Annotated in this window: 19 protein-coding genes and 1 tRNA gene; 17 read left to right on the top strand and 3 right to left on the bottom strand. The window is 35.8% G+C overall.

The genetic code is table 11. The features are described 5' to 3' along the window. The 3 genes from QZN27_RS04535 to QZN27_RS04525 form a co-directional block, all read left to right on the top strand. Window positions 1-490: TRAM domain-containing protein (locus QZN27_RS04535; RefSeq protein ID WP_296784260.1), on the top strand; the 490-nt coding region annotated here is incomplete at its 5' end. A gap of 162 nt (window positions 491-652) precedes the next feature. After that, a complete protein-coding gene (locus QZN27_RS04530) occupies window positions 653-853 on the top strand; it encodes a histone family protein (RefSeq protein WP_042691314.1) in 201 nt (66 codons plus the stop codon). A gap of 198 nt (window positions 854-1,051) precedes the next feature. Further along, window positions 1,052-1,124: transfer RNA gene (locus QZN27_RS04525), tRNA-Phe, on the top strand. A 103-nt stretch (window positions 1,125-1,227) separates the two neighbouring features. Here the strand turns inward: QZN27_RS04525 and deoC are convergent. Together deoC and QZN27_RS04515 are read right to left on the bottom strand one after the other, a co-directional pair. Continuing rightward, a complete protein-coding gene (gene deoC, locus QZN27_RS04520; RefSeq protein WP_296784258.1) occupies window positions 1,228-1,959 on the bottom strand; it encodes a deoxyribose-phosphate aldolase in 732 nt (243 codons plus the stop codon). Window positions 1,960-2,013: 54 nt separating this feature from the next. Then, complete coding sequence (locus tag QZN27_RS04515; protein ID WP_296784257.1) at window positions 2,014-3,678, bottom strand: tRNA uridine(34) 5-carboxymethylaminomethyl modification radical SAM/GNAT enzyme Elp3; 1,665 nt, start codon at window positions 3,676-3,678, stop codon at window positions 2,014-2,016. A 103-nt stretch (window positions 3,679-3,781) separates the two neighbouring features. On the opposite strand from QZN27_RS04515, the gene QZN27_RS04510 reads away from it, so the two are divergent. Beyond that, window positions 3,782-4,063, top strand: coding sequence for a PRC-barrel domain-containing protein (locus QZN27_RS04510; protein ID WP_296784256.1), 282 nt, complete (start codon window positions 3,782-3,784; stop codon window positions 4,061-4,063). Window positions 4,064-4,075: 12 nt separating this feature from the next. Further along, complete coding sequence (locus QZN27_RS04505; RefSeq protein WP_296784254.1) at window positions 4,076-4,381, top strand: DUF2098 domain-containing protein; 306 nt, start codon at window positions 4,076-4,078, stop codon at window positions 4,379-4,381. 12 nt (window positions 4,382-4,393) lie between these two features. Here the strand turns inward: QZN27_RS04505 and QZN27_RS04500 are convergent, their stop codons facing one another. Beyond that, on the bottom strand, window positions 4,394-6,472 hold the full coding sequence (locus QZN27_RS04500; RefSeq protein ID WP_296784252.1) for a DEAD/DEAH box helicase: 2,079 nt from the start codon (window positions 6,470-6,472) through the stop codon (window positions 4,394-4,396). A gap of 127 nt (window positions 6,473-6,599) precedes the next feature. On the opposite strand from QZN27_RS04500, the gene QZN27_RS04495 reads away from it, so the two are divergent. From QZN27_RS04495 to thsA, 12 genes are all read left to right on the top strand, one after another. Then, window positions 6,600-6,869 (top strand): thioredoxin family protein, encoded by a 270-nt coding sequence (locus QZN27_RS04495; RefSeq protein WP_296784250.1) that lies wholly within the window; start codon window positions 6,600-6,602, stop codon window positions 6,867-6,869. A gap of 24 nt (window positions 6,870-6,893) precedes the next feature. Continuing rightward, window positions 6,894-7,979, top strand: a complete 1,086-nt coding sequence (cbiD, locus tag QZN27_RS04490) for a cobalt-precorrin-5B (C(1))-methyltransferase CbiD (RefSeq protein WP_296784249.1) — start codon at window positions 6,894-6,896, stop codon at window positions 7,977-7,979. A 240-nt stretch (window positions 7,980-8,219) separates the two neighbouring features. Then, window positions 8,220-9,305, top strand: coding sequence for a glycosyltransferase family 4 protein (locus tag QZN27_RS04485; RefSeq protein WP_296784246.1), 1,086 nt, complete (start codon window positions 8,220-8,222; stop codon window positions 9,303-9,305). Next, window positions 9,302-10,168, top strand: coding sequence for a shikimate kinase (locus tag QZN27_RS04480; RefSeq protein ID WP_296784241.1), 867 nt, complete (start codon window positions 9,302-9,304; stop codon window positions 10,166-10,168). The genes QZN27_RS04485 and QZN27_RS04480 overlap by 4 nt, the downstream gene beginning before the upstream one ends. A gap of 94 nt (window positions 10,169-10,262) precedes the next feature. Continuing rightward, on the top strand, window positions 10,263-10,604 hold the full coding sequence (locus tag QZN27_RS04475; protein ID WP_296784239.1) for a chorismate mutase: 342 nt from the start codon (window positions 10,263-10,265) through the stop codon (window positions 10,602-10,604). After that, window positions 10,591-10,788 (top strand): 30S ribosomal protein S17e, encoded by a 198-nt coding sequence (locus tag QZN27_RS04470; RefSeq protein WP_287411096.1) that lies wholly within the window; start codon window positions 10,591-10,593, stop codon window positions 10,786-10,788. The genes QZN27_RS04475 and QZN27_RS04470 overlap by 14 nt, the downstream gene beginning before the upstream one ends. Window positions 10,789-10,980: 192 nt before the next feature. After that, entirely contained in the window at window positions 10,981-12,201 is a 1,221-nt protein-coding gene (locus tag QZN27_RS04465) for an aspartate kinase (protein ID WP_296784235.1), read from the top strand. Continuing rightward, a complete protein-coding gene (dapA, locus tag QZN27_RS04460) occupies window positions 12,198-13,091 on the top strand; it encodes a 4-hydroxy-tetrahydrodipicolinate synthase (protein ID WP_296784231.1) in 894 nt (297 codons plus the stop codon). Before QZN27_RS04465 ends, dapA begins: the two co-directional genes overlap by 4 nt. A 12-nt stretch (window positions 13,092-13,103) precedes the next feature. Continuing rightward, a complete protein-coding gene (dapB, locus tag QZN27_RS04455; RefSeq protein ID WP_296784229.1) occupies window positions 13,104-13,925 on the top strand; it encodes a 4-hydroxy-tetrahydrodipicolinate reductase in 822 nt (273 codons plus the stop codon). A gap of 9 nt (window positions 13,926-13,934) precedes the next feature. Beyond that, a complete protein-coding gene (gene asd / locus QZN27_RS04450; protein ID WP_296784228.1) occupies window positions 13,935-14,984 on the top strand; it encodes an aspartate-semialdehyde dehydrogenase in 1,050 nt (349 codons plus the stop codon). Window positions 14,985-15,214: 230 nt separating this feature from the next. After that, window positions 15,215-16,372, top strand: coding sequence for a glycosyl transferase (locus QZN27_RS04445; RefSeq protein WP_296784226.1), 1,158 nt, complete (start codon window positions 15,215-15,217; stop codon window positions 16,370-16,372). A 367-nt stretch (window positions 16,373-16,739) separates the two neighbouring features. Then, window positions 16,740-18,113: thermosome subunit alpha (gene thsA / locus QZN27_RS04440; protein WP_296784222.1), on the top strand; the 1,374-nt coding region annotated here is incomplete at its 3' end.

Genomic DNA, 18,113 nt, shown 5'->3' with positions numbered 1-18,113 from the left:
ATTGTCTGAAATGAGAAGGGGTCATTCAGTGGAACAATACAAGAATATTGTATCAAAATTTAAAGAGGAAATTCCGAATGTGACATTGGCTACTGATATTATTGTGGGTTATCCGACTGAAAGTGATGAGGATTTTGATGAAACTGTAAAATTGCTTGAAGAAATCAAACCTAGTCTGATACATTTATCAAAATATCAGCACAGGAAAGGAGCGATTTCATCATCACTGCCTGAGATTCCTCGTGAAATCATGAAGAAAAGATCAAAATTTTTATCTCAAATCAAAGAAAAAATAACTGAAATGGAAAACAAAGAATTAGTTAATTCTATTCAAAAAGTGCTTGTTATTGAAAAGGGCTCTAAAGGTGGATACATAGCAAAAACAAATTCTTATATTCCAGTTATTATAGATGATGTTGAGTTAGGAACATTTGTTGATGTAAAGATAACAGAAGCGACCTCAACATATCTTAAAAGCGAATTATTGTAAGATAAATTTTTTAATTTTCTTATCATTCTTATTTTGATAATCTTGCTATTTTGTATCCTTTAAATTTTTGTAATATCTATATTTTTTTCTAATATTCGAAAGCATATTCTATCAATTACTATGGTATAATATGAGGGATTATTATTCGGTTTTACCGATACCATGAGTGAATTACCAATCGCACCAGTCGGTCGTATCTTAAAAAATGCTGGCGCACAAAGAATTAGTGATGATGCAAAAATTGCATTAGCTGAAGCATTAGAAGAAAAAGGTGACGAAATCGCACAAAAAGCTGTTAATTTCGCACGCCACGCTGGTAGAAAAACTGTAAAAGCTGAAGATATCAAATTAGCAATCAAATAGATTTACTAATTAGTTATTTTCGCAAAAAAAGCTTTATATAATAAAATCTATTGGCCATTTTCTTGGTCAATTTTTTTTATTTTATATTTAAATTTATTTTTTTCACTACTTGTTCTGTCCAACTAAGAAAACTTTATATATTACTTTAATCTAATAATAGTATGTTGTATAGGAGTTCGAATCTCGTTCGGTCCATATGCCATGGTAGTTCAGATGGGAGAACGCTAGACTGAAGATCTAGATGTCGCTGGTTCAAGTCCGGCCCATGGCATTTAATTTTATCTTATTTTCTTAATCCTTGAATATTTTCGTGTTTGATTTTTTTAAAAATAGTTTTTAAATAGATTAAAAAAGGTGATGGATTTTTTTTTAATCTAATCTTTTGTTAATGTGATTGGTTTTGGGGTTACTTGTGTGTTTTCTCTTAGTTCCTTATATTTTTTGACTATCTCATAACCGTTGTCACTGCCAATCAAATCTGCCCCTCCGGTCAATATCTGGTTTGCAAATTTGTATTCGTTTATGCCACCATATATTTCGATTTTGATTTTTGGAGCGTATTTTTGGATGATGTTGATGTCATTGACATTTTCAAAGATGTGGTTTGGACTTACAAATCCTGTTGAATTTTTAATGAAGTCTGCTCCTGAGTTTTCAGCCACCTTTGCGGCATTTGCCTTTTGATAGTCCTCTAATGCTTTGGTTTCCATAACGACTTTTAAAATTTTGTCTCCCACAACTTCCTTGATTTGCTTTATTTCATTTTCAAGCAGATCATACCTTTCGTCTTTCAGGTAGCTTAAATTTATTACTACTTCGATTTCATCTGCTCCTTTTTTAATCAGTTCTTGAGCTGCTGCGATTTTACTTTCGCTGTCTTCAAAACCTAGCGGAAATCCCACTACACTTCCAACCTTTATGTTGGTGTCAGCCAATATCTCTTTAGCCAATGGCACGTAGGTTGGTGATATGACGACTGAATGGAAGTTCAATTCCTTTGCTTTTTCGAGAAATTCCCTCATTTCACTTTCAGTGATCATGTTATTCAAATTGGTGTAATTTATTAGGCTTGCCAATTGTTTTGAATTTTTTATATTATAAACCATAATATCACTCTCTCAATTAGTTAGTATATGTACGAACATTATATTTAAATATTTTCATATCAGCTTCTTCATCATGTAAGGCCCGACTTTTTCATACCCGAATTTACGATAGTAGTTTCTGGTGCCTATTCCACTTATTATTGCCATTTCATCCTTTCCATTGTCAACAGCAATGTGTTCAGCTTCTTTTAGAAGTTTTTCGCCAAATCCTGTGTGTTGACCGATTTTCGGATTTTTGCCACCAATCTTAATCAGGTTTCCATAAACATGCAATTCACGGATTAATGCGGTGGTGTCTGTAATTTCATCTCTAAAATGATTTTTGGAAGGCAATCTCAATCTTATGAATCCTGCAATGCTTTCTTCATTAATGTCTTCAATTGACAGGAAATATTCCTCACCATTGCATGCGGTGTAGTTCTCGCGGAATAGCTCAAATTCATCTAAAGTATATTCTCGGGATGTTTTCTTATGGCCGATTTCACGGCAGCGAATGCACTGGCAGTCAATATGCTCCTTTTCGAGGTTGTTGTAAACCAGTTCTCCAAGGTTTGATTTCTTGACTCCGGCTTCAATAAGTGTTGACGGAATGTCCCTTTGAATCCTCATGGTTCTGACCCATTTCGGAAGAATCGCCTTTACTTTGGTTATCAGTTCAACGGCCTCATCGTCGTTATATGGTTCATATCCTCCCTTTTTCCACAAATCATAAAGTTCGCTTCCCTTAGTGACAAGGCAAGGATAGATTTTGAGCATATCCGGTTTGAAATTATCGTCACTGAACAATTGCTTGAACATTTTCAAATCTTTGCTCTGGTTTGAAAAGAGTCCAGGCATCATATGCATGGCCACTTTAACGGCTGAATCTCTTAAAAGCTGATTTGCCTCAATGACATCTGCTATTGTATGGCCGCGCTTGATTTTGGCGTATAATTCGTCTGATAATGTTTGAACTCCGAGCTCCACTCTTGTAACTCCAAAATCAAGCATCCTGTTGATATGCTCTTTTTTGCAGTAATCAGGTCGTGTTTCAAAAGTCATGCCGACACATCTGACTTTTGAATTCTCATTGACCCTTTGAGCTTCATCAATCAGGACATAATCATTTGGAGGGTAAGTCTTCAACACTCCATCTTCAAAAGACCTTATCTCTTCATAGTCAAGATTATAATCGTAATTTGTTGGTTTGTTTTCCATTATCAGTCCAAAATCACACATTGCCTTGAGGCACTGTGATACAAACCATTGCTGATAGCACAAGTCCCTTGAAGGGAAGGTTCCGCCCATGATAATCAATTCAACCTTATCGATTGGATGGCCGATTTTTTTAAGCTGTTTCAATCTATTGAAACATTGGACATATGGATGATATTCATACATTCTGCCCCTAAGTGCTGCAGGCTCTTCTCCGGTGTAGCTCGGTGGTGCAATATCGCTTTCCGGACAATAGAAGCATCTTCCATGAGGGCATTTGTGGGGATGGCACATGACTGCAACAATTGCAACTCCGGACATTGTCCGGGTAGGTTTTTTCTTCACAATCCCCGAAACGATTTCCTTTTCTTCAGGTTTTGCATATTCTAAAATATCTGCATTGCTCATGAACTTGGATAGCTTCAAGTCACGGCACAGCTGCCTTTTTTCGACTTCAAGTTCCCTTCGAGTTGTGATTTTGCCATCAAGGATATCATTAATAATTATTCTACATGCTTTTTCCATTTTATTTCACCATAACTACAATAGTTAACTTTATATACTGGTGTTATTTAAATACTTAATGAAATAAAATATATATTAATAACATATTTTATGAGGTGAAAAAATGCAAGTAAGACAATTTATCGGATCAACCGTTTTAGATAAAAATGCAAATGTAGTAGGTAAAGTTGAAAATCTTGATTTTAACACTGAAACTGGTAAAATCGAAACTATTACTTTAACCTTACAAAAAAATATCTTCTCTAAAGACGAACTTGAAATCTCTTTCGAAGATATTGCAACTATCGGTGCATACATTATCTTAAACAAAGAAATCACCAAAGAAGAAGAAGTTGAAGAAGAAGCTGAAACCGTTGAAATAGAAATTGAAGGCGAAGAAGAATAAATAGGTATTAAAATGGTTTTTGATGCAAGAGGATTAGAAATTGCTCTTGATTCCTATGTCAGATATGTGGATACCGGAACAATCGGAAAGGTTGTTGACATTAAAACACAGGATGGCATGGAATGGGTAAAACTCGATAAAACCGAATTATGGTATCGTTCTAATTTAGTTGAATTGCTTGATGATAAGGACATTAAGACATCCACTCTATATGATGATAGAGACAATCAGGATATTGATGTCGAAGCAATGAAAGAAAAAGCAACTGCATTGGAAGACATGCAAATGGATTCCAGTGTTGCTGAAGGTGGAGGTTAAATCCCACCTTTTTTATTTATTTGCGAACAATCTGATTTTTTCTGCTAATTTAGGACCGATTCCTTCTACTTTTTGTAACTCATTTTCAGAAACACCACTCAAATCATTTCCAAAGATTTTGACCAGATTTCTTGCTCTTTTTCTTCCGAGTCGTTTAACGCTGACGACCAGAGGAATAATGTCTTCTTTCACGCCATAGTATAATCTGGCAGATAGGATGTCAAAGTCTTTTAAGTTGGAATAGTTGCCTAGGACTTCTGAAGTGTCCTTTGCGAATTTGACAAGTCGTGATGCTTCATAGGCAGATCTTCTGGTTGAAGCGGAATAGACGCTGTACCTGTTTTCAATTTCATATTCGTTTCTCTCGTCAATCCACTCCATCAATGATACTGCAGTCGCTTCAGGATTGCCGATATCGACTGCAAACAGCCCTGCTTCAGATAATTTTTCGCGAACAGGATCTTTTGATTTTCTGCCCTTGAATGAAATCAGTGGCACGTCAGGTGTTTCACATAATGCATATATGAATTCATTGACATTGATTTCTGTAATTCCTGAAATGTATTCCTTGATTTTGACTGCAGTTTCAACAGAATAATTGGATTTGGCAATTAAGCTTCCAAAATCAGTTGTTTTTAATCCTTCCGGGGTTGCCCTTATTATTCCATTTTGAAGCAGGAATTCCAAGGAATTTTCAAGTTCATATCTTATGCTGTCGGCAGCAAACATAGCCATTGAAGGATTGTTTGCCATTTGGTATCCATATAATGTTTTTGAGAAAAATTCAGTCAATTCATCCAGATTTTTGGATAGTGTTGAAGCGATTTGGGCAATGATCTGCTTTAAGATGGCATCCTTGTTGTCAACAAGCTTTGAATTGGTTAATTCAATTTCACCATCGATATAGTATGCCTCCAGGTTCATGGCTTCATCCATTGTTTTTGCAATCAGATATGAGTATCCAACATCATCGTACTGTGGCCTTCCGGCTCTTCCGGACATCTGCTCATAATCAAAGACTGGAATCGGCTGAGGACCCTGGGCGGTCCAGCGGGTATTGTCCCTTATGACAACAGTCTTTGAAGGCAGGTTGACTCCATACATCAAACTCGGGGTTGCAGTAATCATCAAGATATTTCCGTTTCTGAATTCGTCTTCAATAATTTCCTTCTGTTCATTGAAAAGGCCTGCATGGTGGAATGCCACTCCATGCTCTATGCTTTCGGCCAATTTGAGACATGTTGTTGTTGGAAGTGAACCCTTTCTTTTTGGAACGTCAAGTATTTTTTCCGCAACCTCTTTAAAGCTTTCCCTTTGCTTTACATTAATCTTTTTGTCAATCTTTTTGGAAACGTATGTTGCAAGGCTTTCAGTAAATCTTCTTGTTGAAACAAAAGCCAATGCCTGTGATGAATCTTTGATTGATTTTTCCAGCACCTTTACAATGACATCGTTTTTGTTTTTTGTATTGAACATCTCTGCATCCAATACTTCCTTATGCAACGGCACGGGCCTATAGTCATGCTCAACGCATTTTCCTTCAAGCCATCCTTCGATTTCTTCAATATTCCTTAATGTAGCGGATAGCGCGATTATTCTCATAGATGGATTTATGATTTTAGCCCTTGTTATTGCAGCTTCAAGAGTAGGACCTCTTGTGAATTCCCCAATCATATGGAACTCATCAATTATTAATGTGTCGACATCCCTTAGTGTGTTCCAGGAAAATCTTGTAAGTGCGTCAAATGATTCAAAAACCATGACTGACAAATCAGAACTTGCAGGATGCTTTCCGACACTGATTCCATGTTCCTCAAAAGCCTTGAACTCTTTAACTTTTTCGTTTTGAATTGAAAGCAGTGGTGCTGCATATACTGCCTTTCCGCCATCAAGTATTGTCTTCAGGGCAGGCAACACTCCCAGAACTGTTTTACCGCTTGCTGTTGGAATGCAGATAATATAATTTGATTTGTCTTCCAGATAACCTGATTCAATCACCGCTTTTTGAGCAGGATTGAACTCTTCAATGTAAGGGTAAGCACTGTTAATTATTGTTTTGATGTCGTCTCTTAAATTTTCCATTTTAATCATTTAATTTTTATTTTCTTAATATATATTAAATATTTCCAGAGAGCATTTGAAAAGTATTTGGGTAACAATTATATATAACTAAATTATAAAATATTTACAAATTAACTTTTTAAAGGAGACATAAATTATGGCAATTAAAGTAGAAGTATTTTCAACTAGTACCTGTCCACACTGCCCAGCTGCAATTGATGCGGCAGAAAAAGCTAAAGATAAATTGGGTGAAGCAATTGATGTAGAAGCAATTAAAATTGATGATCCGGAACACCCAGAATACAGACAAAGAGCAGTTGATTATCAAATCATGGCAGTTCCTACAATTGTAATTGATGGTGAAGTAACCTTCGTAGGCGCTCCTTCTGAAGACGAATTGATTGATGCACTTGAATCTAAATTATAGATTCTCTCTTTTTTTATTTTTAAAATGATTAATGATAATTATATGGGTGTTACAACCGGAACAATAGCTACTGCTTGTTCTCTGGCCGCTTTGGATGCAATTTTGGACACTTCCGATATCGCATGCGTTAAGGTCGAAACCCCCAAGAAGACTTTGGACATCATCATCGATGAATGCAAGAAGCTTTCACCAACCAAAGCATATGCTGTAGCTCATAAGAACCCATATAATGATCCTGATGTTACGGTTGACCTTGCTATCGTGTCAACTGTTGAAATATTTGATAAAACCGGTGAGGATGATGTTGTCATTACCGGCGGGGAAGGTGTGGGCATAATCACAAAGCCGGGCCTTCAGATTCCTGTTGGGGATTATGCTATAAATCCGGTTCCTCGCAGTATGATTTTAAAAAACCTGAAGGATAAGATACCTGAAGGCAAAGTCGCAAAGGTTACCATTTCCATTCCTGAAGGTGAAAAGATAGCCAAAAAGACAATGAACCCTAAGTTGGGAATCGTTGGTGGAATATCCGTTTTGGGAACCACTGGCATTGCAAGGTCAATGTCCAGTGAGGCATACAAGAATTCCATCGTTACACAATTGGATGTTGCATTGGCTTCAAACATTGACAATCTAGTTTTTGTTCCAGGCAACATCGGTGAAAAATTGGCATTGAAAAAATTAGATGTTACCAAGGAGCAGATTGTTCAAACTGGTAATTATGTAGGGTTCATGTTTGAAGAGGCTGAAAAAAGGGGAATTACTGAATTCACATTCTTTGGACATATGGGCAAGTTGATTAAGGTTGCCGGAGGATTATTCAACACCAAACATGCCGTTGCCGACGGCAGACGTGAAATAATGGTTGCCCATGCTGGAATCTGCGGGGTTGGCCAGAAAGACCTTCAAAGATTGTTTGATTCCAAAACAACCGATGACATGATGGATATCCTAAATGAACTTGATGTTTCAGTTGAAGTTTCAAACAGCATTGCAAATGCAATCAAAGACAGATGCAAACAGCGCTTTGATTTGGATTTGAATGTGTTTCTGGTTGATATGGAAGGAAATTTCTTAAACGATAATATGGAAATTGTCACTAAAAGATAATTATATTTTTTTCAAATGATTATGCTTTTTTTTATTTGATTTCGGCGGGTATAAATGATTAAAACTGCCTATAACTTGAAATTGAAAGAAAATAACCTGCCTAAGATGTTGTCATTTGGTGATGATTTTGATATAGTTGATGTGATTTTAAGAATCTGTTAAAAAATAATTATAACTTGAATTAATTATTTAAACAATAATCTCATTATATAATTATAGTGAATTTTGGAGTTTTATTTTATGAAAATAGCTATGGTTGGTCAGTTCCCTCCACATGTCGGAGGGGTTGGTGTTCATATTCATACCTTATCAAAAAGATTGGTTGAGATGGGCCATGAGGTTTATGTAGTTACTTATCCTCACAAGGAAATCAAGGATATTGATGGAATTCATGTCATTCCAACAAAAGGACTTAGCATTAAAGGCGTTAGAGGATTGATGTTTAAGAAGAATGCTAAAAAGGCATTGGAAAATCTTTTGGAAACCGAAGACATCGATATTATTCATGGCCATTACTTGTACCCTGCCGGAGCCGCTGCAGTTGAAGTTGGGAAAAAACATAATATTAAAACCTATGTCACTGCACACGGTTCAGACATGTTTGAATTGTATAAGAATCAGTCTTTCATGCGTTCTACAATCAGAAAGGTATTGGCAGATGCAGATGGTGTTTTTGCAGTAAGCAATGCATTAAGACATGAAATAATTGCAACAGGCGTTGTGGGAATAGCCAACAAAACCAAACTTTCATGGAACTCCGTTGACATCAATAGATTTTCAACCAAATCTAATGATTCATTTAAAAAAGAATATAAACTTGAAGATAAGCCTATTGTTCTTTTTGTCGGCAACCTGATTAAAAGGAAGAATGTCGATTCACTTCTCGAAGCCAAAAAAGTCGCAAACAGTGACTATTACCTGGTTGTTGTTGGAGACGGCCCTTTATTTAAAAAGCTCACAAAGAAAGTTGAAGAGGAACACATCCGTGATGTGATATTTACCGGCTCTCGCGATGATGTGGAGGACATCATCCCAAGCTGTGATGTTTTGATCTTGCCGTCATTTTCCGAAAGCTTCGGTTTGGTATTGATTGAAGCATTGGCATGTGGCAAACCGGTTATTGGAAGTGATGTTGGAGGAATTAGTGAAATTATCACTGATGATGTTGGGATGCTGATTGATCCAACTAAGGTTTCTTCAATTGCTATGGCAGTCGATAGGATGATTAATGATGAAAACTTAAGGCTTATTTTATCTATGAATGCAAGAAACAGGGCATTGGATTTTTCTGTAGTTGACATTCCATATGAGGAGCTTAAACAATGAAAAAGATAGTAAGGTCTCCAGGTTCAGCAACAATAATCAATGCGATTGCCACGGGTTTCGGTTCAGCATTCGGAATAGGTTTGGACATCAGATGTGAAGCAAAATCAATTTCAAACGGCATTGAATGCTCCAATGATGTTGGTGCAGACACAGGATTAATGGATTTGTGTGTTCAGAAGGTATTTGACCATTATGATATTGATGAAAATGATTTTGGAATCAGTCTGAAGACAGAATCCAGCTTGCCTATGGCTTCAGGTCTTTCCAGCAGCAGTGCTTCCTCAAATGCCATTGTAAAAGTCACATCTGAAATTGTCGCAGAGGAATTTGATTTAAATCATCTCAGTGACTTGGAAGTAATCAATATGGCGATTGATGCCTCTCTTGATGCAGGCGTTACAATTACCGGTTCTTTTGATGATGCAACAGCTTCATACTTTGGAGGGGTTGTTGTAACCGACAATAAAAATAGGAAATTCATCATTAAGGAAAAGATGGATGAATATGATATTCTAATATACATGCCTAATTTCCATTCAAAATCCGGCGATTCGGATGTCGAACGTATGAAAGTTCTCTCTCCATTGGTTGAAACCGCATATGATTTTGCATCCAAAAAGGATTATTTCAAGGCAATCAACTTGAACGGTTTGATTTATGCATCCACCTTAGGCTTCAATTCATCAATCGCAATTGACGCTCTGCAGGCAGGAGCATTTGCATCAGGCCTGTCAGGGACAGGATCTGCCTTTTTTGCAGTTGTTGATGAAAATTCAACAGGTGATGTCCAGGATGCATGGAGCAGATATGAGGGAAGGGTAATCGAAACTGTCGTTGACAATGATGGATGTTGTTTGCTGTAATCAAATAGTTTTTTTTACCGTAATTTAAAAAATAAACATATAGTTTATATACTATGATTTTAATAAATTATATTATTATCAATTTGGTGATTTTTTGAAAAGTAAAAATAACGAAATATCTTTTGAAAATGAAAAAGAAGCTAAAATACTTCTCGAAGAATCAAGAAAGCGTATTGATGAAATTGATAATGAGTTATTTGATTTAATTTCTGAGAGAACAGCTCTTGCAAGTGATATTGTCTTTTCCAAGGAATATCTTGGAATGCCAATTTATGATGAAAATCGTGAAAAGATTGTTCATGACAAAATCAGGAGTTGGGCTCGGGAAAATGATCTTGATGTTGATATTATTGATCAAATCGTAGATATGCTAACAATTTTAAGTAAGAATGAGCAGAAAAAAATTTTAAGGAGGAATGTTGATGGGCAATATTAGAACTTCATTTGTTAAACGTTTAGCAAAAGAACTTATTGAAACTCACAAAGGTGTTTTCACTACTGATTTTGAAGAAAATAAAAAATTAGTACAAGAATACTCTACTGTAAGTACTAAACATTTAAGAAATAAAATTGCAGGATATGTTACAAGGCTTGTAAGGTTAGAACAAACCCAAGACTAAGCTTTTTTCATATTTTTTTTACTCTTTTTTTATAAAACTCTTTTTTTTAATTTACATCTTTTTAATTATCTACATTGATATTTTAATTAAAGTATATTAATACGATTAAATAGAAATATATATGAATATTTTGTTTAGTTGATATGCTGAACAAAATTTCCATGAATACTTTTTAAGAAATAGGTGAACTTAATGGATTTGATAGTAGCAAAATTTGGTGGAACCTCGGTTGGTGATGGTTCCAGGATTAAAAAAGCGGCGCAGTCCGTTGTAAATGAGTATATGAAAGGAAATCAGGTAGTAGTAGTTGTTTCAGCAGTAAACAAGACTACTGATGAACTCATCGGATTATCTGATGAAGCTGTTGGCGCTAGTTTGACCGATAAGCAGAAGGCAGAAATAATGGCCATGGGTGAATTAACTAGTGTTAGATTATTTTCAGCAACTATTGAATCTTTAGGCGTCAAGTCAGAATATATTGATCCATATCATGAATTATGGCCAATTGTAACTGACTCCAATTCCTTAGAGGCAAGCATTGATTTTAATACCACCACTAAAAAGGCAGAAGGTATTAAGAATCTTGTCAACCAAGGAATTATACCGGTTGTTTGTGGATTTTTAGGCCAGGGTCCAAGCGGCGAAGTCACCACTCTCGGAAGGGGTGGAAGTGACATTACAGCATTCCTTCTCGGGCACTGTTTGGATGCAACTGAAGTTGTCATCGTAACCGATGTGGAGGGCGTAATGTCAACTGATCCTAATAAAATTGAAGAGGCTCAATTGTTAGATGAGATATCAGTTGAGGAAATGAGGGATTTGGCCACTCATGGAGCGCAGGTCCTGCACCCTCATGCATTAAAATATAAAGATCCATCCATTTCTGCAAAGATTATCAATTTCGCTCATGGAGACTTGTCTTCAAAGGGAACACGTATTGTTGGCCCTTTTGAAGGAGACATGTTGAAGTGTGTAACTATGTATAATAACCCTATTTCACTTATAGCCATTGTTGGTGAAGCAATGCTTAAAAAAACCGGATTGATTGCTCAGTTATCTGGAAGCCTTGCTGATTCAGATATTAATATTTTCGGTATTTCAGCAGGTCAGAATTCAATTACAACATTTGTGGATAAATCAGATTCCAACAAGGCATATCATTTATTGCATCAGGTTGTTGTAGAAACTGATGTATTAAGTTCTCTATCATTGGGAAGAGACACAGCAATGATTACATTTGTAAGTCCTGATATTATTGACACTCCGGGAATAATTTCAGATATTACAGAACCACTTAGAAAAAATGAAATCAATATTGTCGAGATTATTTCATCACAAACAGCGATCGTACTATTTGTCAACTGGGAAGATGGTGAAAAAGCACGTGAATTAATTAACGAGGTTTTAGAATGAAATTTGAAGGAACATATGTTGCAATGGTAACCCCATTCACAAAAGATAAAGAAATTGATGAAGAAGGTTTTAGGTCAAATATAAATTATCTAATCGATAAGGGCGTATCAGGTTTGGTTGGTGCAGGTACCACCGGTGAATCTGCTACAGTAAATCATGAAGAACATCAAAGAATCATTGACATCCTTGTTGATGAAGTCAATGGAAGAGTCGAAACTATAGCAGGAACCGGAAGTAATGCAACTTCAGAAGCTATTTCCTTAACAAAATATGCCTTAGATGCTGGAGCTGACTCTGCATTATTAATCACTCCGTATTATAATAAACCACAACAGCATGCTTTGATTGAACATTATACAACAGTTGCTGAAGCGGCTGATATTCCAATTATATTATATAATGTACCTTCACGTACTGGAATAAACATGGACGTTGAAACAATTGTCGAATTGGCAAAAGTTGATGGTATTGATGCTGTTAAAGAAGCTAGCGGAAGCGTTGACAAAGTGTCAGACATTTACAGGGCACTTACCCATGAAGGACTTGAAGATGACTTCAACATCCTTTCAGGTGAAGACTCATTGACCCTGCCTCTCATGGCAGTCGGTGCAACTGGGGTAATTTCAGCTTCTGCAAATATTGACGCAAGAAGAATGGTCTTGATGGTTGACAGTGTTTTGAATGATGATTACACAAGAGCAATGGAACTTCACTATGAAATGGTCGAATTAATCAGGGCATTATTCATCGAAAGTAATCCTGTACCTGTCAAAACTGCAATGAATCTTATGGGATTACCATCCGGACCTTTAAGACAACCTTTAACTGAAATGAAACCGGAAAATCTTGAAATTCTTAAAAAAGCATTAAAAGATTCAGAATTAATTTAATTAGGTAATAATATGATTAGAGTAGCAGTAACTGGAGCCGCAGGAAGAATGGGCTCCGGAATTATTAGAAAAATTACAGAACAAGAAGATATGGAAGTAGTTGCAGCTATTGAAATGCCAAACACTCCATTAGCAGGTAAAGATGCGGGTCTTCAGGCTGGAATCGACGAACTTGGAGTTGAAATTACTGGCTCCGAAAATTTGGAAGAAACATTAAAGGCATCAAAACCTGATGTTTTGGTTGATTTTACAATTGCTCACGCAGCTGTAGAAACAATTAAAACCGCAACATCCTGTGGAGTGGGCATAGTTGTTGGAACTACAGGATTCAGTGATGAACAGATGCAGTCAAACATTCAAAACGTTAAAGATAACAATGTTCCTGCGGTCATTTCATCAAATATGGCTATTGGAGTAAACGTATTCTTCAATACTTTAAAGAAATTGGCTCCATTATTATATGATTTTGATATTGAAATTATCGAAGCTCACCACAATCAGAAAAAGGATGCTCCTTCAGGAACAGCTATGACCGCTTTTGAAGTAATAGCTGAAGAGCTTGGTCGTGACACTGAAGAGGTTGGAGTTTACGGCAGACACGGTCTGGTCGGAAAAAGAACTCCTGAAGAAATCGGTGTTCATGCTATCCGTGGTGGAGACATTGTTGGAGACCACACTGTAATGTTTGTGGGAGATGGTGAAAGATTAGAGCTCAAACACCAGGCACATACAAGAGAGGTATTTATTGCAGGTGTAATCAGAGCTATCAGATACATTCCAAATGCTGAAAAAGGTATTGTCAGCAGTATGAATGATGTTTTAGGATTAGAATAGGTGTTAAATATGGTAAATGTAGGAGTACTTGGCGCAACTGGAATGGTTGGTCAAAGATTTATTCAATTGCTTGAAAATCATCCAGATTTTAAAGTGACTGCACTTGCGGCCTCTTCCAGATCTGCAGGTAAAAGATATGAGGATGCTACAACCTGGTATATGAATAATGAGATGCCAGAGTCTGTAAGAGACATTGAAGTTATTGAAACTGATCCTAAGGCTATGGATGATGATGTGGATATTGTATTTTCATCTCTTCCAGCTGATTTTGCACTTACTGTTGAAAAGGAATATGCTAAGGATTATGTTGTTGCAAGTAATGCCAGTGCACACAGGATGAAGAAAAATATCCCATTAGTGATTCCTGAAGTCAATCCTGAATGTTTAGACATGATAGATGCTCAGCAAAAGGAAAATGATTGGGATGGATTCATTGTAACTAATCCAAACTGTTCAACTATTGCTCTTGCATTAACATTAAAACCTATTGTTGATAATTTTGATGTTAAATCAGTTAGAGTGTCAACCATGCAAGCTGTATCCGGTGCAGGTTATAATGGCGTTCCATCTATGGCTATTGTTGATAATCTTGTTCCTTACATTGGTGGGGAAGAAGAAAAAATGGAAAGCGAATCATTATATCTGTTGGGTAAATATGATGGTAATGATGTAATCAATGCAGATTTCAAATTAAGCGCATCTTGTCATAGGGTGCCTGTTATTGATGGTCATACTGAAGCGGTATTTATTGAATTGGCAGATAATTTTGACATTGCGGATGTGGCTGATAAAATGTCAAACTTTAAAGGTTTGCCACAAGAATTAAATTTATTCTCAGCTCCTGAAAATCCGGTTATTGTTAAAGAAGAATCAGATAGACCACAGCCAAGAATGGATAGAAATGCAAGTAATGGTATGGCCGTTACTGTTGGTAGACTCAGAAAAGATGCTGCATTTGACAATAGTTTCAAATATGTTTTAGTTGGCCACAATACTATTCGTGGTGCTGCTGGAGCATCAATATTGAATGCTGAATTGATAAATGATAAAATACTCTAATTTTATCCATTTATTTTTTTTATTTTTTTTAATTTTTTCCTATTTTTCTATTTGTTTTCTATATGTTATTTGTTTTATTTTTTAGTTAATTTAAGGGTTTAATTTAAATAGTATAAAAGAAATATTTTATATCAAGGAATTATATTGTACAATATATCGGAGTTTTCAAATTAATAAAAAATTAATAATTTGAAATCGATATTGGGATAAAATGTTAACTAAGGGATAAAATGGAAATAGGAATTGATGCTGAAAAAGATACTCTACAATCTTTAATTCGGTCTTGCCTATTAGAGCTTAATCAACTAAAATATGAATTAACTGAGCTTGAAGTGGAACGGGCAAATGATAACACTCCGCAAAGGATAAAAGAACTCGAACAAGACATTGTAGATAAGGAAAAAGAAGTTTCTGTTATTAAATTTAAAGCTGAAGACGAAATAAATCTTTTGAAAAAACAGATGCAAGAGAAAGACATTCTAATCAAGAATCAGGAAGATAGGATCTATGAACTTGATTATGTAAACAATTCTCTTGACGAAATTAAAGAATATTTTGCAGAACAGCTCCGTGATTATAAGAAAAAAGAGTTGTCTGATGTTAATGAAAGATTAAATGAGTCTTACAGAAGTATTGCAGAAAAAGAAGCCCAAATTAATACTCTTTCTAGAACTATTGATGAATATAAAATCAAAGTGCTCAAATTAGAAAATGATGTGGAATCACAGGCGCAAATTTTGGAGCTTGAAAAACAGATTGAGCTTAAAAATAATGAGATTCGCATTAAGGAAAGTGAAATTGAGCAGATTAATGGTGAGTTAGATATTTTAAAACAGCAAACAATTCCTAAAGATGAATATATATCCCTTCAAACTCAATTCGAATCTGAACTCAATGCTATGAATGTCGAGATTGATAATTTAAGACAGGAAACTATCCCTAAAGCTGAGTATGATGATTTGCAGTCCAAATTCGATTCCGAAATTAAGACATTAGATAATCAGATTATGAGTCTGCAAGAAAATACAGTTCCTAAAGAAGATTACATTTCCCTTAAAACCAGATTTGACAATGAAATTGATGCAAGGGATAGTGAAATTAAATATCTAAGAGAAAGATCTATTCCTAAAGAGGATTATGTTAATCTTCAAAATCAATTGCAAAATGAGCTTAATGCCCGTGAAAGCGAACTTCGCTATTTGAAGGAACAAACTGTTTCACGTGAAGATTACTTGAGACTTCAAAATGAGCTTCAAAGAAAAGATGATAAGATTAAAAGATTGGAAGAAATCAATGATTTCTTCAATGAATTGCAGGAAGAACAGGAAGCTTATGAAACTCAAGAGACCACTCCTCCATTCAGGTTGGAGAAAAAACAAGGTAGATAACTCTACCTAATACTCTTTTTTTATTTTTCTTATTATTTTAATGCCAACATCTATCTACATTAATATTATTCTCAAATTTTACAGTCCACATTCCATTTAGTTAAGTTTCCTATTGATAATTTTATAGGTTGTGGTGCAACTTTCAATATAATCAGTCAAGATTTTGATAATAGTGGAAGATATTTTCATTGCATTTTTCCTTTCTAATCTTTTTCTTACTTGAATTTACTTTATACCACAAAGTATTTATATAACCTCAAACTCATGTATTAAGTAGAAAGGTTTTGTCAACACTAAAACTTATTTTCTCATGTTGATATTATAAAACTGATCTAATTATTTAAAAATTAAAAAAAGGTGATTATTTATGGCACAAGGACAACCAATTTTTATTTTACCGGAAGGTACCAACAGGTCTGTCGGCAGAGATGCTCAAAGAAATAACATTTTAGCTGGTAAAGTATTAGCTGAAACTGTAAGAACAACTTTAGGTCCAAAAGGAATGGACAAAATGTTAGTTGACGGACTTGGAGACATTGTAGTAACCAACGACGGTGTAACTATCTTAAAAGAAATGGATATTGAACACCCAGCAGCAAAAATGCTCGTAGAAGTAGCAAAAACCCAAGAAGACGAAGTCGGTGACGGAACTACTACTGCAGTTATCATTGCTGGAGAATTATTAAAAAAATCCGAAGGATTATTAGACTCTGACATTCACCCAACTATCATTGCTATGGGATACAGAAAAGCAGCAGAAAAAGCACAAGAAATCTTAGACCAAATTGCAATTGATGATGTCGATTCCGAAATCTTACTCAAAGTAGCTATGACCGCTATGACCGGTAAAGGAACCGAAGCTGCACGTGAACCATTAGCAAAATTAATCGTAGAAGCTGTAGAAGCTGTAGCAGAAGAAGACGGCACAGTTGACACTGACAACATCAAAATCGAGAAAAAAGATGGAGCTGTTGTTGAAGAATCCAACTTAGTTGAAGGGGTAATCATTGACAAAGAAAGAGTACACCCAGGTATGCCATCTGAAATCAAAGACGCAAAAATCGCATTAATCAACACTCCATTAGAAGTTAAAGAAACCGAAATGGATGCTGAAATTACAATTACCGATCCTGCTCAAATGCAAGCTTTCATCGAACAAGAAGAAAAAATGGTCAAAGACATGGTCAACAAAATCGTTGATGCTGGAGCAAACGTATTATTCGCACAAAAAGGTATCGATGACTTAGCACAACACTACTTATCCAAATCTGGTGTTTTAGCAGTAAGAAGAGTTAAAAAATCTGACATCGAAAAATTATCCAGAGCAACCGGCGCTAGCGTCATCACCAACTTAGATGACTTAACCGCTGACGACTTAGGTATTGCTGGAACCGTAGAAGAAAGAAAAATCTCCGGTGAAGAAATGATTTTCGTAGAAGAATGTTCAGGTGCAAAATCCGTAACCTTATTCGTAAGAGGAAGTACCAAACACATCGTTGACGAAATCGTAAGAGCAATCGAAGATGCAATCGGTGTAGTAGCAGCTACCGTAGAAGACGACAAAGTTGTTGCTGGTGGAGGAGCTCCTGAAATCGCAATGGCTAAAAAACTCAAAGACTACGCAGAATCCATTTCTGGTAGGGAACAATTAGCTGTAAACGCATTTGCAGAAGCTTTAGAAATCGTACCAAAAACCTTAGCTGAAAACGCAGGTTTAGACAGCATCGACTCCTTAGTGGAC

Origin of the sequence: uncultured Methanobrevibacter sp. (genome assembly GCF_900316895.1) — an archaeon.
GTDB lineage: Archaea > Methanobacteriota > Methanobacteria > Methanobacteriales > Methanobacteriaceae > Methanocatella.
This window is presented reverse-complemented; position numbering and strand designations above follow the sequence as displayed.

Excerpts from the sequence above, each read along its gene's own strand:
- QZN27_RS04530 (WP_042691314.1), top strand. The coding sequence starts at position 653 with ATGAGTGAATTACCAATCGCACCAGTCGGTCGTATCTTAAAAAATGCT.
- deoC (WP_296784258.1), bottom strand. The coding sequence starts at position 1,959 with ATGGTTTATAATATAAAAAATTCAAAACAATTGGCAAGCCTAATAAAT.
- QZN27_RS04515 (WP_296784257.1), bottom strand. The coding sequence starts at position 3,678 with ATGGAAAAAGCATGTAGAATAATTATTAATGATATCCTTGATGGCAAA.
- QZN27_RS04510 (WP_296784256.1), top strand. The coding sequence starts at position 3,782 with ATGCAAGTAAGACAATTTATCGGATCAACCGTTTTAGATAAAAATGCA.
- QZN27_RS04505 (WP_296784254.1), top strand. The coding sequence starts at position 4,076 with ATGGTTTTTGATGCAAGAGGATTAGAAATTGCTCTTGATTCCTATGTC.
- QZN27_RS04500 (WP_296784252.1), bottom strand. The coding sequence starts at position 6,472 with ATGATTAAAATGGAAAATTTAAGAGACGACATCAAAACAATAATTAAC.
- QZN27_RS04495 (WP_296784250.1), top strand. The coding sequence starts at position 6,600 with ATGGCAATTAAAGTAGAAGTATTTTCAACTAGTACCTGTCCACACTGC.
- cbiD (WP_296784249.1), top strand. The coding sequence starts at position 6,894 with ATGATTAATGATAATTATATGGGTGTTACAACCGGAACAATAGCTACT.
- QZN27_RS04485 (WP_296784246.1), top strand. The coding sequence starts at position 8,220 with ATGAAAATAGCTATGGTTGGTCAGTTCCCTCCACATGTCGGAGGGGTT.
- QZN27_RS04480 (WP_296784241.1), top strand. The coding sequence starts at position 9,302 with ATGAAAAAGATAGTAAGGTCTCCAGGTTCAGCAACAATAATCAATGCG.
- QZN27_RS04470 (WP_287411096.1), top strand. The coding sequence starts at position 10,591 with ATGGGCAATATTAGAACTTCATTTGTTAAACGTTTAGCAAAAGAACTT.
- QZN27_RS04465 (WP_296784235.1), top strand. The coding sequence starts at position 10,981 with ATGGATTTGATAGTAGCAAAATTTGGTGGAACCTCGGTTGGTGATGGT.
- dapA (WP_296784231.1), top strand. The coding sequence starts at position 12,198 with ATGAAATTTGAAGGAACATATGTTGCAATGGTAACCCCATTCACAAAA.
- dapB (WP_296784229.1), top strand. The coding sequence starts at position 13,104 with ATGATTAGAGTAGCAGTAACTGGAGCCGCAGGAAGAATGGGCTCCGGA.
- asd (WP_296784228.1), top strand. The coding sequence starts at position 13,935 with ATGGTAAATGTAGGAGTACTTGGCGCAACTGGAATGGTTGGTCAAAGA.
- QZN27_RS04445 (WP_296784226.1), top strand. The coding sequence starts at position 15,215 with ATGGAAATAGGAATTGATGCTGAAAAAGATACTCTACAATCTTTAATT.